Origin of the sequence: Pantoea sp. MHSD4 (assembly GCF_021043305.1) — a bacterium.
GTDB classification, from domain to species: domain Bacteria; phylum Pseudomonadota; class Gammaproteobacteria; order Enterobacterales; family Enterobacteriaceae; genus Pantoea; species Pantoea eucalypti.
In genome coordinates this window covers 897,148-912,726 of sequence record NZ_JAJNDH010000001.1, presented here as the reverse complement: position 1 = coordinate 912,726, position 15,579 = coordinate 897,148, and the positions used below count along the sequence as shown (strand labels likewise).

The window sequence follows — 15,579 nt, the reverse complement described above, 5'->3', positions numbered from 1 at the left end:
AACCCGGGTCTTTTTTTGTGCTCACCCTTTCAGCCCGTCTGCTGCTAAGCGGATTTGTGACTTCGATCACCTTTTGTTTCGGGCATCCCTATATATTCGGCGATTGAATCGACGAAGCGCTATATGATGAGCGGCGCGCAAGCGGTTGCGCATCGAATAATTCCTTTCAGGCGAATTGACCTGTCGCAACAATTGACACGATTCCGCTTGACGCCTGGTAAGGTTTTTGTAATTTTACAGGCAACTTTTATTCACTAACCAATAGCTGGTGGAATATATGACTATCAAAGTAGGTATCAATGGTTTCGGCCGTATCGGTCGCATCGTTTTCCGTGCTGCTCAAAAGCGTTCTGACATCGAAATCGTTGCTATCAACGACCTGCTGGACGCGGATTACATGGCGTACATGCTGAAGTATGACTCTACTCACGGTCGTTTCGACGGCACCGTAGAAGTTCAGGATGGCGCACTGGTGGTTAACGGTAAAAAAATCCGTGTTACTGCTGAACGTGATCCAGCGAACCTGAAGTGGGATGAAGTGGGCGTTGACGTTGTTGCTGAAGCAACCGGTATCTTCCTGACCGACGAAACCGCACGTAAACACATCACCGCGGGTGCTAAGAAAGTCGTTCTGACCGGTCCATCTAAAGATGACACCCCAATGTTTGTTCGTGGTGCAAACTTCGACAAATATGATGGCCAGGATATCGTTTCTAACGCTTCCTGTACCACCAACTGCCTGGCACCACTGGCCAAAGTGATCAACGACAAGTTCGGCATCGTTGAAGGTCTGATGACCACTGTTCACGCGACCACTGCAACCCAGAAAACCGTTGATGGTCCATCTCACAAAGACTGGCGCGGCGGCCGCGGCGCATCGCAGAACATCATCCCTTCATCAACTGGCGCAGCGAAAGCTGTTGGTAAAGTTCTGCCAGAGCTGAACGGCAAACTGACCGGTATGGCATTCCGCGTACCTACCCCTAACGTTTCCGTTGTTGACCTGACCGTGCGTCTGGAAAAAGCGGCGTCTTACAAAGAAATCTGTGCTGCAATCAAAGCAGCTGCAGAAGGCGAAATGAAAGACGTTCTGGGCTATGTTGAAGATGACGTGGTTTCTACCGACTTCAACGGCGAAATCCTGACTTCAGTGTTTGACGCTAAAGCCGGTATCGCGCTGAACGACAACTTTGTGAAACTGGTTTCCTGGTACGACAACGAAACTGGCTACTCAAACAAAGTTCTCGACCTGATTGCACTGGTTTCTGCTAAATAAGGCAGCCAGACAGCATTGAGAATAAGGGCGACTTCGGTCGCCCTTTTTTTATCCGTACAGGAAGGAAGCGAACATGCAAGATAAGCTGTTTACTCTGCCGGTGGTTAATCAGATTTCCCCTTACCTCACCCAGCGTCAGGTAGGTGAACTCCCGGCGATTGTCATCAGTCACCCTAAGGTTCGGGCTGCGATCACCCTGCAGGGCGCGCACCTGATCGCCTGGCAGCCAAGCGGTGAGAAGCCGGTGCTCTGGCTGAGCGATAAGAGTCTCTTCTCACCAGGCAAAGCAATTCGTGGCGGTGTCCCCATCTGCTGGCCGTGGTTTGGTCCGGCAGGCGAACCGGCACACGGTTTTGCCCGGATTCAGCCGTGGAAGCTGACTGCGCATGATGAGAATGAAGATGGCGTGATGCTGACGCTGGTGCTGGAGAGCAATGCACAGACGCTGAAGCTCTGGCCGCATGAGTTTACCCTGATTGCCCGCTTCCGCCTGGGCCAGCATTGTGAGATCGAACTTGAAGCCTACGGTGACTTCGAAGCGACAGCAGCGCTGCACAGCTACTTCACCGTCAGCGACATCAACGGCGTTGAGGTTTCCGGTCTGGGCAATAGTTTTATCGACAAGGTGAATAACGGCGAGGCTGGCAGCAGCGACGGCAAGCAACGTTATCCGGGACGCATTGACCGTATCTTTACCGCCGCAGAAGATTGCTCGGTGATCAATGATACGGCGGATCAACGGCAGATTGAGGTTTATCACCATCACCACAGTGACGTTGTCACGTGGAATCCAGGTGTGGAACTCTCCTGCAGCATGTCGGACATGGCGAATGAGGGTTATAAAACCATGGTCTGCGTGGAGACGGCGCGCATCAGTAAACCGTTACGCAGCGCAGGTGAGAAGCCAGCACGCCTGGCCACGACTTTCCGCCTGAAGAAGAAAGCCGCAGCGGGCGACAAGGTCAGCGGCTAAACGATATCCAGCGGTAACTTATGCTGTGGTGCTGGCCAGGCACGATCGATGAGCTGCAACTCTTCATCGGTCAGGACGACCTCCAGTGCCGCAGCATTTTCCTGAACGTGAACGACTGAGCTGGCTTTGGGAATGGCAATCACCCCAGGTTGACGAATGACCCAGGCCAGCAGAAGCTGCGCGACGCTGATGCCCTTCTGCTGTGCAATCTGCGTCAGTACCGGGTCGGTAAAGAGTGAGTCACGCAGCCGTCCTGCCTGTGCCAGCGGACAGTAGGCCATTATCGGCATCTCACGCTGCTGACATGCCGGCAACAGATCAAATTCAATACCGCGTGACGCCAGATGATAGAGCACCTGATTGGTCGTACACTGATTCCCTTCCGGTTCATCCCACAGTTCTGCCATATCGTCTGTGTCAAAATTCGAGACGCCCCAGTGACGGATCTTGCCCTGCTGCTGCAGGCGTTCCATGGCGCGCAGGGTCTCTTCCAGTGGAACATTACCGCGCCAGTGCAACAGGTAAAGGTCAAGATAATCGGTCTGCAGACGGCGCAGGCTGCGCTCACAGGCTTCAATAGCATCCACTTCGCCTGCATTCCACGGATAGACTTTTGATACCAGCAGCGCCTTGTCGCGACGCCCCAGCATGGCCTGCCCGACCACCTCTTCGGCTCCGCCGTCTGCGTACATTTCGGCGGTATCAATCAATTGCAAACCACATTCAAGACCTGCCTGCAGTGCAGCGATTTCAGCGGAACGCTGCGCCGGATTCTCGCCCATGTACCAGGTGCCCTGGCCAATGACCGGCAGATTGTTGAAGTCAGCAAAGTTAATCGTGTTGCGCATTCTGCTCTCCCGCCCCCTTTCGGGGCCCTGTAAAAGAACAGAGGGCCATAAATGCCCTCTTTTGGTGCGAATGAAGCGTTATCAGAAGGTGTAGCTGATACCTGTCCAGATTAACGCCTGCCCGCTTTTATCAATCATCGGGCTGTCTTTGATTTCGCTGTCAAAGCGCGTGTAGCGTCCTGTGAGGCTGGCATTCCACTGCGGAGAAATCTGATAGCTGGCATTCAGCTCAACGTAAGGGGACCAGCTGTCATCCGGCGTATAGCGACTGATACCGGTCCGGGCGCTTTCATGGCCGGATACACCGTAGTAGTAACGGTTTTGATTGGCGCTGTTCCAGATAGCACCAATGCCCGGAGTAAGACTGAAGTCGCCCATCTCAAAGCGATAAAGGTAGGTTAAATCCCACATCATCCCGTTGCTGTTGTTCAGCACATCGCCCAGTAATGAAGTACGGACGATACCCCAGTCAGCAACGTGACGATACGTTGCGCCACCCATCAGCGTCATACGGCGTTTATCCAGCCCTTTCATGTCGCCCAGGTCATTCTCACTGGGTTTGTACTCCTGCGGTGAACCCAGCAGCGTCAGCGACAGCTGGTTCTGGGGATCTTTCCACAGATAGTAGCCACCCTGCAGGCTGCGGAACCAGAAGTCTTCACCCTCATAGTTGATCACCGGAAGGGGGATATAGCGATCCTGACCGCCGCGATAAGGTGACTGGGCATAGAGTACCGACGCACCAAGAGAAAGCGGTGCGGCAAAGGCCTGCGAGCTCAGTAAATAACACGGCAGAAGTGCAACAAGCGTCTTAAATTTGAATTGGTTCACAATTTATTCATTCCATAAATATAACAATCAAACAGGAAGTCTAACGTTTTTTTACGGCTGCATTAACTTATATCGAATTCCTTTAAGTTACTCACCAATCAAAGTGGCATTTAAGGTTAAAAACACGTTAAGTTAAAGCATCACCCATATGAACTCATCTCACGACAAACCTGAAATACTCTTGATCTCCCCCTCATTCACCTAAACCCGTGGAGGAAATTTCCTCGAAGCCATCTACAGTTAGAAGTAACAGTATAGAATTTGACCGAGCAGAGTAACCACAAACGTTGTGTATCCCGATAAAAAAGATCAGGTTGGCATAAGGGTTGCTGTACTCAACAGAGAATATCTTCCGGGAGCTGCTACAAGTCATTAATTGTGCTCCTTACCTGTGCTAAAAACGAAAGGACGGGCATCGCTATGAATATATTCGATCACTATCGTCAGCGTTATGAAGCTGCCAAGGACGAAGAGTTCACACTGCAGGAATTTCTTGCTATCTGTAAGCAGGATCGCAGTGCATACGCCAACGCTGCAGAGCGACTGTTAATGGCTATCGGAGAGCCGGTAATGGTCGACACTGCTCAGGAGCCACGCCTTTCCAGAATATTCTCCAACCGTGTGATGGGACGCTATCCAGCGTTCGAGGAGTTTTACGGCATGGAGGAAGCGATTGAACAGATCGTCTCCTACCTGAAACATGCCGCTCAGGGACTGGAAGAGAAAAAACAGATCCTCTATTTGCTGGGGCCGGTCGGTGGCGGTAAATCCTCACTGGCGGAACGGCTTAAGTCGCTGATGCAGCGGGTGCCTATTTATGTGCTCAGTGCTGACGGCGAACGCAGTCCGGTAAATGACCACCCTCTTTGCCTGTTCAATCCGCAGGAAGATGCGCACATTCTTGAAAAAGAGTATGGCGTACCACGCCGCTACCTCGGCACGATTATGTCGCCATGGGCCGCTAAACGTCTGCACGATTTTGGTGGTGATATTTCACGCTTCAAAGTCGTTAAAGTCTGGCCGTCGATTCTGGAACAGCTGGCGATTGCTAAAACTGAACCCGGCGATGAGAACAACCAGGATATCTCTGCGCTGGTGGGTAAAGTGGATATCCGTAAACTGGAAAACCATGCGCAAAACGATCCCGATGCCTACGGCTACTCCGGTGCCCTCTGCCGCGCGAACCAGGGCATCATGGAGTTCGTCGAGATGTTTAAAGCGCCGATTAAAGTGCTGCATCCGTTACTGACGGCGACGCAGGAAGGGAACTATAACGGTACCGAAGGCATTTCGGCCCTGCCGTTCAACGGCATTATTCTGGCGCACTCCAACGAATCTGAATGGGTGACGTTCCGTAACAACAAGAATAATGAGGCGTTCCTTGACCGTGTCTATATCGTCAAGGTGCCCTATTGCCTGCGGGTCTCTGAAGAGATCAAAATCTACGACAAGTTGCTAAACCACAGTGAGCTGGCGACCTCGCCCTGCGCACCTGGCACGCTGGAAACGCTGGCACGCTTCTCTATCCTGTCGCGCCTGAAAGATCCTGAGAACTCCAGTATCTATTCCAAAATGCGGGTGTACGATGGTGAAAGCCTCAAAGATACCGACCCTAAAGCGAAGTCCTGGCAGGAGTATCACGACTACGCCGGTGTGGATGAGGGGATGAACGGTCTCTCGACCCGCTTTGCCTTTAAAATCCTGTCACGGGTGTTTAACTTCGACCACGCTGAAGTGGCCGCCAACCCGGTTCATCTGTTCTATGTGCTGGAGCAGCAGATTGAACGTGAGCAGTTTCCACAGGATCAGGCAGAGAAATACCTTGAACATCTTAAAGGCTATCTGATTCCTAAATACGCTGAGTTTATCGGCAAAGAGATTCAGACTGCTTATCTGGAGTCCTACTCTGAGTATGGTCAGAACATCTTTGACCGCTATGTCACTTATGCTGACTTCTGGATTCAGGATCAGGAGTATCGCGATCCCGATACCGGACAGCTGTTTGATCGTGAATCGCTCAATGCGGAACTGGAGAAAATTGAGAAACCCGCTGGCATCAGTAACCCGAAAGACTTCCGTAATGAGATCGTCAATTTTGTGCTGCGCGCCAGAGCACATAATAATGGTCGCAATCCAAACTGGACCAGTTACGAGAAGTTACGCACGGTAATTGAGAAGAAAATGTTCTCGAATACCGAGGAGTTACTGCCGGTGATTTCGTTCAATACCAAGACCTCTACCGATGAGCAGAAAAAACATGATGATTTTGTCGATCGCATGATGGAAAAAGGCTATACCCGCAAACAGGTTCGCCTGCTGTGTGAATGGTATCTGCGTGTGCGTAAATCGTCCTGATAGAGGTAAGCTTGCCGGTAAGTGATACCGGTCTGACAGGGTCGGGTGCGCCCGACCTGCTTACAATGTAGTTTGGGGGAATACCATGGCCTATTTCATCGATCGCCGGCTTAACGGTAAGAACAAGAGCGCGGTTAACCGCCAGCGCTTTCTTCGCCGTTATAAGTCGCAAATTAAGCAGTCGATCTCCGAGGCCATCAATAAACGCTCGGTGACCGACGTCAGCAGCGGCGAGTCCGTCTCTATACCTATTGACGACATCAATGAGCCGATTTTCCATCAGGGACGCGGCGGAAATCGTCATCGGGTCCATCCGGGTAACGACCATTTTGTGCAGAATGACCGTGTTGAGCGTCCACAGGGCGGCGGCGGCGGTGGCAGCGGACAGGGTAATGCCAGTCAGGATGGTGAAGGACAGGATGAGTTTGTCTTTCAGATCTCGAAGGATGAGTACCTTGACCTGCTGTTTGAAGACCTTGCCCTGCCTAATCTGCGCCGCAACCAGCATCGTCAGCTTAATGAATATAAGACTCACCGTGCCGGTTTCACCTCTAACGGCGTACCAGCCAATATCAGCGTCGTGCGTTCGCTGCAGAACTCACTGGCGCGTCGTACCGCAATGACGGCAGGGAAACGCCGTATGCTGCATGAACTGGAAGAGACGCTGCAGGAGATTGAGAAAACTGAACCTGCTCAGTTGCTGGAGGAGGAGCGGCTACGCAAAGAGATCGCTGAATTGCGGGCGCGCATCGAACGGGTGCCCTTTATCGACACCTTCGATCTGCGCTACAAAAACTTTGAGAAACGCCCGGAGCCTTCCAGCCAGGCGGTCATGTTCTGTCTGATGGATGTCTCAGGTTCGATGGATCAGGCCACCAAGGATATGGCGAAACGCTTCTATATCCTGCTTTACCTGTTCCTGAGCCGCACCTACAAGAACGTTGATGTGGTTTATATCCGTCATCACACGCAGGCCAAAGAGGTGGACGAACAGGAGTTCTTCTACTCTCAGGAGACGGGCGGCACCATCGTGTCCAGTGCACTGAAACTGATGGATGAAGTCGTAAAAGAACGCTATGACCCGGCGCAGTGGAATATCTACGCGGCGCAGGCATCGGACGGTGACAACTGGGCTGACGATTCACCGCTCTGTCATGAGATTCTGGCGAAGCATATTCTGCCGGTCGTGCGTTATTACAGTTATATCGAAATCACCCGCCGTGCGCATCAGACGCTGTGGCGTGAGTATGAGCATCTGCAGGCAACATTCGATAACTTTGCCATTGAACATATTCGCGAACCGGAAGATATCTATCCGGTGTTCCGATCGCTGTTTCATAAACAGGCAACGGAAGCCTGACCCACCAGGCCGGTTAATCACCGGCTTTTTTTATCTGCCGAATAACCTGCTAAAACAGTCTGTTTTCTCCCGCTTGCCTGCCAACCCCCTCATTCTTCACATTAATCTGATTCCATACCCTCTTCAGCAATTGGTATAATGATCATTTTCACAATGACAACTCCTTGATAAAACATTATCTTTCAGAGATAGCATGGATATTTGTCAGCAGTTGCTGCAGCGCACTGTCATATCTCAGGAGACCGGGTTTGAACCACACTATTGTCTACAGTCTTTTTATCATCGGTTCCGTGCTGGTAGCATCGAGCATTCTGCTCAGCTCTTTCTCATCCCGACTGGGCATTCCTATTCTGGTTATCTTCCTCGCACTGGGTATGCTCACCGGTGTTGATGGTATCGGCGGCATCGCTTTCGATAACTATCCCGCGGCTTACTTAATTTCTAACCTGGCGCTGGCGATCATCCTGTTGGATGGCGGTATGCGAACCAAAGCCAGCTCGTTTAAAGTCGCGCTCGGGCCTGCGCTGTCGCTGGCCACCGTCGGCGTGATGATCACCGCAGGTTTAACGGGCGTCGTGGCCGCATGGCTCTTTAACCTCGACATGATGCAGGGCTTCCTGATTGGCGCCATTATTGGCTCTACGGATGCTGCTGCGGTCTTCTCACTGCTGGGTGATAAAGGCCTCAATGAGCGCGTCAGCTCCACGCTGGAGATTGAATCGGGCAGCAACGACCCGATGGCCGTGTTTCTCACCATTACCCTGATTGAAATGATTGAACAGGGCCGCAGCGGCCTTGACTGGATGTTCCTGGTGCATCTGGTACAGCAGTTCGGTCTGGGTATCGTATTAGGACTGGGCGGCGGCTGGGCGCTGCAGCAACTGATAAACCGTATCAGTCTGGCTCCTGGCCTTTACCCGTTGCTGGCGTTGAGTGGCGGCATTCTGGTGTTCGCGCTGACCACGGTATTAGAGGGCAGCGGCATTCTGGCGGTCTATCTCTGTGGCTTCTTACTGGGCAACCGCCCGATTCGTAACCGCCACGGCATTCTGCAGACCTTTGACGGTATGGCCTGGCTCAGTCAGATTGGCATGTTCATTGTGCTGGGGCTGCTGGTCACACCCTCTGATTTGTGGCACATCGCGGTGCCAGCCATGCTCCTCTCGCTGTGGCTGATTCTGGTGGCGCGTCCGCTGTCGGTCTTTATTGGCCTGCTGCCATTTCGCAACTTCACGACCCGTGAACGGGTCTTTATCAGCTGGGTCGGCTTACGTGGTGCGGTACCGATTATTCTTGCGGTCTTCCCGATGATGGCAGGCTTAGAGAACGCTTCGCTCTATTTTAATATCGCTTTCTTCGTGGTGCTGGTCTCCCTGATGCTGCAGGGTACATCACTGGGCTTTGCTGCCAAAAAAGCCAAAGTGGTGGTGCCGCCAACCGCTTCACCTATCAGCCGTGTGGGTCTGGATATTCATCCGGAAAATCCCTGGGAGCAGTTCGTCTACCAGCTCAGCGCCGACAAGTGGTGTGTCGGTGCCGCACTGCGTGACCTGCAGATGCCACGAGAGACGCGTATCGCCGCCCTTTTCCGTGACAATGTGCTGATGCATCCCAATGGCGGGACGCGTCTGAAAGAGAACGACGTTATCTGCGTCATTGGCCGCGAGCGCGATCTTCCCGCGCTGGGCAAGATGTTCAGTCAGTCACCGCCGGTTTCGCTCGACCAGCGCTTCTTCGGCGACTTTATTCTGGATGCAGAAGCTCGCCTGCGCGATGTTGCACAGATTTACGGACTGGAACTGGATGAGAGCACGAATGATCAGCAGTCACTGGGACAGCTGGTTCTGGCTATGCTCGGCGGTTCACCGGTGGTCGGCGATCAGGTGGAGTGGAATCAACTGACATGGACTGTTGCTGAGAAAGAGGATAACCGTATTGTGAAAATTGGTGTCCGGCCAGCGGAAGAGAAGGAATAATCCTAATGATTCAGCCACGTTATTTTCTCTCAATACGCTAAGCTTAACGTTCTATGCCAGTAAAAACGGGAGAAATGAATGGGACACGTGGTTAAAATTGGTCGTTATGAGATTGTTGATGCCGATCTTGGCGGTGAGAATCCGGACACTGTCAGTATCCCCTGTCACACTAATCCCGGTTTAATTACGCAACTTGATGGCTGGGATCGTGATACCAGCGTCCCGGCCTGGATTGACGGTGAACCGGTGAATCTGCAAATCGGCCATTACGATAAACAGCAGGACCGCTGGATTTTAAAGAAACCTGCCTGATGCGCGATTATTACCGCCAGTCGTCAGATTCGGCGGTAATTCCTAAAAAGCGTCTTAAACAGTTTAGTTATAACTGACCCCTTCCTTATTTTATCTAATTAAATCCACAAGTTAGCTATTTAAAACTTTAATCAGTTTTGATGTTTTCAGATTTTTTCCGTATTAACTCTGTCAAATAACTCCTGCATACTCATTCTCAATGCTGCAACATTCCGTGATTATCATCACGCTTTAATCGTTATCTTTTTTGCAGCTGTACTGGCTTTACTGACTGCAACAGACTGAAAATTATTTTTTAATTTTTCAGAGGCCCACTCCTGAGCGCGCACCTGATTCTGGTCAGGCCATCTTTTACTTGAGAAAGAGAGCAGGTTTTATGGCAAGTACATTGATAATGAATAGCCCGAGCCGCTCATGGAGCGGCACGCGTAAAAATATCATCGTGAAATTCGCCCTGAGCTTTTCCGATCTTATTGCACTTAACCTGGCACTGTTTTTATCTGCCGCGACGATACAAGGTATTTGGGGCGAGCTGGATACCTTTATTCCACCGCACCAGATCGAATATCGTTTCGTGGCACAGTTTATTATGTCAGTAATGTGTACCGGCTGGTTCTGGGTACGTCTGCGTCACTATACTTATCGCAAACCGTTCTGGTTTGAGCTTAAAGAGATCGTTAAAACATTATTTGTTTTTTCACTGCTCGACCTCGCACTGATCGCTTTTTCTAAATGGGACTTCTCCCGCATGGTGTGGGTCTTCAGCTGGACATATGCCCTGCTGCTGCTCCCACTGATGCGTGCTCTGGTGAAACGCGCCATCAACAAGGCGGGCCAGTGGCAGAAAGAGACCATCATTATCGGTTCCGGCCGCAATGCCACCGAAGCTTATGCGGCGCTGCAGAGTGAAGAGATCCTGGGCTACAACGTGCAGGCCTTTATCTCGGTTGATGATGTTCCTGCCCAGCAGAGCGTGAATGGCGTGCCCGTTATCACCTGGAAAGACATTAACTGGCAGACCATTGACCGCGATAACGTGCAGTTTATTGTTGCCATGGAGTATGAGCAGCAGCCAATGCGCGATCGCTGGCTGAAATTCCTGTCAAAGATGAACTGCCGTTCAGTCTCGGTGATCCCTACGCTGCGCGGTGTACCGCTTTATGGTACGGATATGTCCTTTATCTTTAGCCATGAAGTGATGATCCTGCGCGTCAGCAACAACCTGGCGAAACACTCATCCCGTTTCATGAAGCGTGCCTTTGATATCGTGGTGGCGTCAATGCTGCTGCTGTTCCTTGGCCCGATCTTCGCCCTGCTCTGCTACATGGTGAAACGCGATGGCGGCAATGCAATTTATGGTCACGAACGTGTGGGCCAGAATGGCAAAAAATTCAAATGCCTGAAATTCCGTTCCATGGTGACCAATTCAAAAGAGGTGCTGGAGAAATTACTGGCAACCAGTGAAGAGGCGCGGATTGAGTGGGACAAAGATTTCAAACTGAAAAACGACCCGCGCGTGACCCGTATTGGTAGCTTCCTGCGAAAAACCAGTCTGGATGAGTTACCGCAGTTATGGAACGTGATCCGCGGCGAGATGAGCCTGGTGGGTCCGCGTCCGGTTATCGAAGCGGAGCTGGAGCGTTATGCGGGTGATGTGGACTATTACCTGATGGCCAAACCCGGCATGACAGGTCTTTGGCAGGTCAGCGGACGTAACGATATCGACTATGACACTCGCGTCTACTTTGACTCCTGGTATGTCAAAAACTGGGCGCTCTGGACCGATATCGCGATCCTGTTTAAAACCGCAGGGGTGGTATTACGCCGCGACGGCGCCTACTAGGCCTTTAATGCGATGCCTGTTTACAGCAGGCATCGCACTTTCCGCACGACTTCCTCTATCTTTTTTGCCTCTGAATCATTACCCTCTTCGATCGTTTTTCAACAGAACGTTACCCTCTGGTTGTTATGCAAAAATTTACGCTGCTGTTATTAAGCCTGGTGCTGCTGGCACCCTTAGGCATTGATCTCTATTTGCCCACGCTGCCACAAATCGCAGAAGGGCTGGATACGCCGGTTAACCTGGTTCAGACCACGATTCCGCTGTTTCTGCTGGTCATGGGGCTGGGACAACTGGTCACGGGTCCGCTGGTGGACAACTATGGCCGCAAGCCGATTGCCCTGCTGGGACTTGCGCTTTACATCGCCGGCAGTGCTATCGCTGCCACGGCGACATCATTCCCGCTGTTCGTCGTTGCTCGTCTGGTGCAGGGCTGTGGCGTCTGTTGTAGCGCCGTTGTCGCCTTTAGCGGCGTGCGCGACCGCCTGAGTGGCGATGATGCCGCACGCGCCTATGGATTCCTGAACGGCGCACTGAATATCGTTCCGGCACTCGCTCCGTTACTGGGTGGCCTGCTGGCCAGCGCCTTTGACTGGCGCGCGCCCTTCTGGTTCCTCTGCGCCTATGGTCTGCTGATTACGCTGCTGGTGATTATCTGGCTGCCCGAGACGCGCCCGGCAGATACCCTGCGGGTGAAAGGATTACCGGTTAAGCAGTACGCTGAAATCCTGCGTCAGCCGCGTTTTCTGGCGTTCGCTTTTGCCAATGCCGGTGCGCTGGGCATGGTGCTGACCTACGTGTCACTGGCACCACAGGTATTAATGACCGAAGGCGGCCTGACGCCGATCCAGTTCTCGTTTGCTTTCGGGGCCAACGGTTTCTGGATTATGTTTGTCAGCATGTTTGTGAATAAAGCGATTCGCAAAGCGGGTCGCCCTTTCTGTCTGGCAATGGGTTTTTTAACGATGCTGCTGGGGGCGGTACTACTGATGGCGGGAACGCAGATATTTCCGGCGGAAATGCAAACACACTGGGCGCTCTACATGTTCCCGGTGGCGGTATCGGTTGCCGGACTGGCCTTTACGGTAGGACCCGCCACCAGCTATGCGCTGGAGCCGTATCAGCAACAGGCAGGCGTGGCGTCCGCCCTGCAGGGATTTATTCAGATGGCTGGTGGTGCAACAGGCAGCCTGGTAATCGTTGCGCTGCCGGTGGCGGAGAAGCTCTCGCTGAGCCTGATGATGCTGCTGGGTGCAGCGCTGGCGTTTATCGCCTGGCGCTGCAGCAGAAAGATGCGCGGCAGCCTGACCGCGCTTAAATAACGGTGACCGGAACGCGGGGTGCCAGGGCGCACATCAGCTCATACCCTACCGTTCCGGCTGCTTTTGCGACCTGATCGATTTTCACCTGCTCACCCCACAGCTCAACGGCTGAGCCAATGCCAGCCTGAGGGCAAGGCGTTAAGTCCACGGTAATCATATCCATGGAGACGGCTCCCACCACCTGCGTCATTACACCATCGACGCAGACCGGCGTGCCGGTTGGGGCATGACGCGGATAGCCATCAGCGTAACCGCAGGCCACCACGCCAATCCGCTGCGCCGTGCTGGCATGATAGCGATAGCCGTAACCCACGCCATCGCCAGCCTGTAATTGCTGAACCGCGATAATCTCACTGCTTAAGGTCATCACCGGCTGCAGGCCACTGCCTGCAATGTCCTGCCAGTTACCGCTGGGCGATGCGCCATACAGAATGATGCCAGGACGAACCCAGTCAAAATGCGCTTCAGGATGCCATAAGGTGCAGGCGGAGTTAGAGAGCGATCGCGGGCAGCTCAACCCTTCTGCCGCCTGCTCAATGCGCTGCAGCGGTGCAACTAAACCCTGCGGATTTTCAGCATCGGCGAAATGCGCCATCAGCGTCATCTCACCGACATTGCTCAGCGCCCGCAGTTTCTGCCACGCGCCGTTGACCTGCTCCGGGCGAAAGCCCAGACGGTTCATCCCGCTGTTCATTTTGAGATAAATATCAACCGGGGCAGAGAGTTGGGCACTGGCCAGTGCTTTGATTTGCCAGTTGCTGTGCACACTGGTAGTCAGACGATAGCGATCGATTAACTGCAAATCTTCTGGCTGGAAAAATCCCTCCAGTAACAGAATCGGTTTTTTCCAGCCCTGCTCACGCAGCTGAATCGCCTCCTCCATATTAAGCAGTGCGAAGCCGTCAGTGGCAGATAACGCCTCGCGGACGCGTTCAATACCATGGCCGTAAGCATTCGCTTTCACCACTGACCAGACGCGGGATGCAGGTGCCGCCTGGCGAACGACCGCCAGGTTCTGACGTAACGCCTGCTGATTGATGGTAGCGATAATCGGACGTGACATCCTCTCTCTCCCTGAAGACTTAACGAGTTGCGTTGGCGTTACGCAGCGGCGATGACGTCGCCGCGAAACCGGGTAAGTAGCGGAACACCGCTAAGTCATCCGCCGCAATGGCAGGCTTTTTACCGGAGATGAGATCGGCCAGCAGCTGACCAGAACCACACGCCATCGTCCAGCCCAGCGTACCGTGACCGGTATTGAGCCAGAGATTAGAAATTGGCGTGGCACCCACAATCGGCGTACCGTCTGGCGTCATCGGACGCAGCCCGGTCCAGAAACTCGCCTGCGCGACATGACCGCCTTCAGGATAGAGATCACTGACGACCATCTCCAGCGTTTCCCGACGTGCTTCAGTGAGTCTGGTGTTAAAACCAACAATCTCTGCCATGCCACCAACACGAATACGATCGTCAAAACGGGTCACCGCCACTTTGTAAGTCTCATCCAGAATGGTCGAAACCGGCGCAGCGTCAGGGTTTTTAATCGGAATGGTCAGAGAGTAGCCTTTTAGCGGATAGACCGGGATATCAATGACATTTTTTAACAGCGCGGTGGAGTAAGAACCAAAGGCCACCACATAACTATCCGCCTTGATGATCTCCTCACCACACTTCACACCATAAATACGATTGCCATCGCGCAGCAGGTGGTCAACCGGGGTGTTAAAGCGGAAAACGACGCCCGCCTCTTCGGCCATTTTTGCCAGACGCTGAGTGAAAAGCTGACAGTCGCCGGTTTCATCGTTGGGCAGCCGTAATCCGCCAGTGAGTTTATGCTGCGTTGCCGCCAGAGCTGGCTCAACGCGTGACAGTTCATGCGCCTCTAACAGCTCATAGGGCACGCCCGCGTCGCGCAGCACGGCAATATCTTTGCTGGCGCTGTCAAACTGCTGTTGAGTGCGGAACAATTGTAATGTTCCACCCTGACGACCTTCATAGGCGATGCCGGTCTCAGAACGCAGCGCTTTCATGCAGTCGCGACTGTACTCGGCAATCCGTACCATGCGGCTTTTGTTCTGCTGATAGTGGTTGATGTCGCAGTTACGCAGCATGCGCCACATCCACTCCAGCTGAAAACTGCTGCCATCCAGCCGGATAGCCAGCGGCGCGTGGCGCTGAAACATCCACTTCACGGCTTTCAATGGCACGCCTGGCGCGGCCCATGGTGCGGCATAACCGGGTGAGATCTGACCGGCATTACCCGCGCTGGTCTCCATCGCCGCCGCGGGTTGACGATCGATGACGGTCACCTGATGTCCGGCGCGCGCCAGATACCAGGCGCTTGCCACTCCCACCACACCACTTCCAAGAATTACAACGTGCATAGCTCCCCCACCCGGCATGTAAAAGCATAATTCACTGTTAAGAAGATGATAGTCAGCGGATTTACACAGCGGACATCACCCCATAAATTCAGCATCCATTTC

Annotated in this window: 12 protein-coding genes; 8 read left to right on the top strand and 4 right to left on the bottom strand. The window is 53.0% G+C overall.

Annotation, left to right across the window (positions count from 1 at the left end; genetic code table 11):
* The first annotated feature begins 277 nt into the window (after positions 1–277).
* Entirely contained in the window at positions 278–1,276 is a 999-nt protein-coding gene (gene gapA / locus LQK91_RS04175) for a glyceraldehyde-3-phosphate dehydrogenase (RefSeq protein ID WP_003852747.1), read from the top strand.
* 73 nt (positions 1,277–1,349) lie between these two features.
* Complete coding sequence (locus LQK91_RS04170; RefSeq protein WP_003852745.1) at positions 1,350–2,249, top strand: D-hexose-6-phosphate mutarotase; 900 nt, start codon at positions 1,350–1,352, stop codon at positions 2,247–2,249.
* On the opposite strand, the gene LQK91_RS04165 is transcribed toward LQK91_RS04170, so the two are convergent.
* The gene (locus LQK91_RS04165; RefSeq protein ID WP_105099123.1) at positions 2,246–3,097 is read right to left on the bottom strand and encodes an aldo/keto reductase; all 852 of its coding nucleotides are present in this window, start codon (positions 3,095–3,097) and stop codon (positions 2,246–2,248) included. The two genes, LQK91_RS04170 and LQK91_RS04165, sit on opposite strands and share 4 nt — an antisense overlap.
* 81 nt (positions 3,098–3,178) lie before the next feature.
* Positions 3,179–3,928: a MipA/OmpV family protein gene (locus LQK91_RS04160; protein ID WP_003852740.1), complete on the bottom strand. Its 750-nt coding sequence runs from the start codon at positions 3,926–3,928 to the stop codon at positions 3,179–3,181.
* A 420-nt stretch (positions 3,929–4,348) separates the two neighbouring features.
* On the opposite strand from LQK91_RS04160, the gene yeaG reads away from it, so the two are divergent.
* The 6 genes from yeaG (at position 4,349) to LQK91_RS04130 (ending at position 13,093) form a co-directional block, all read left to right on the top strand.
* Positions 4,349–6,283, top strand: coding sequence for a protein kinase YeaG (gene yeaG / locus LQK91_RS04155; RefSeq protein WP_003852739.1), 1,935 nt, complete (start codon positions 4,349–4,351; stop codon positions 6,281–6,283).
* Positions 6,284–6,368: 85 nt separating this feature from the next.
* Positions 6,369–7,643 carry a YeaH/YhbH family protein gene (locus LQK91_RS04150; protein WP_003852738.1) on the top strand — a complete coding sequence of 425 codons (1,275 nt, stop codon included), beginning with the start codon at positions 6,369–6,371 and terminating at the stop codon, positions 7,641–7,643.
* Between the two features lie 248 nt (positions 7,644–7,891).
* Positions 7,892–9,619, top strand: a complete 1,728-nt coding sequence (locus tag LQK91_RS04145) for a potassium/proton antiporter (protein ID WP_003852737.1) — start codon at positions 7,892–7,894, stop codon at positions 9,617–9,619.
* A 78-nt stretch (positions 9,620–9,697) separates the two neighbouring features.
* Positions 9,698–9,931 (top strand): DUF1480 family protein, encoded by a 234-nt coding sequence (locus tag LQK91_RS04140; protein WP_003852736.1) that lies wholly within the window; start codon positions 9,698–9,700, stop codon positions 9,929–9,931.
* 376 nt (positions 9,932–10,307) lie between these two features.
* Positions 10,308–11,774 carry an undecaprenyl-phosphate galactose phosphotransferase WbaP gene (gene wbaP / locus LQK91_RS04135; RefSeq protein ID WP_008925307.1) on the top strand — a complete coding sequence of 489 codons (1,467 nt, stop codon included), beginning with the start codon at positions 10,308–10,310 and terminating at the stop codon, positions 11,772–11,774.
* Positions 11,775–11,899: 125 nt separating this feature from the next.
* The gene (locus LQK91_RS04130) at positions 11,900–13,093 is read left to right on the top strand and encodes a multidrug effflux MFS transporter (RefSeq protein WP_003852734.1); all 1,194 of its coding nucleotides are present in this window, start codon (positions 11,900–11,902) and stop codon (positions 13,091–13,093) included.
* Here LQK91_RS04130 and dadX read toward each other — a convergent pair.
* A complete protein-coding gene (gene dadX / locus LQK91_RS04125) occupies positions 13,086–14,156 on the bottom strand; it encodes a catabolic alanine racemase DadX (protein ID WP_039660087.1) in 1,071 nt (356 codons plus the stop codon). The genes LQK91_RS04130 and dadX overlap by 8 nt on opposite strands.
* Positions 14,157–14,175: 19 nt before the next feature.
* The gene (locus LQK91_RS04120) at positions 14,176–15,477 is read right to left on the bottom strand and encodes a D-amino acid dehydrogenase (protein WP_033762787.1); all 1,302 of its coding nucleotides are present in this window, start codon (positions 15,475–15,477) and stop codon (positions 14,176–14,178) included.
* Between the last annotated feature and the right edge of the window lie 102 nt (positions 15,478–15,579).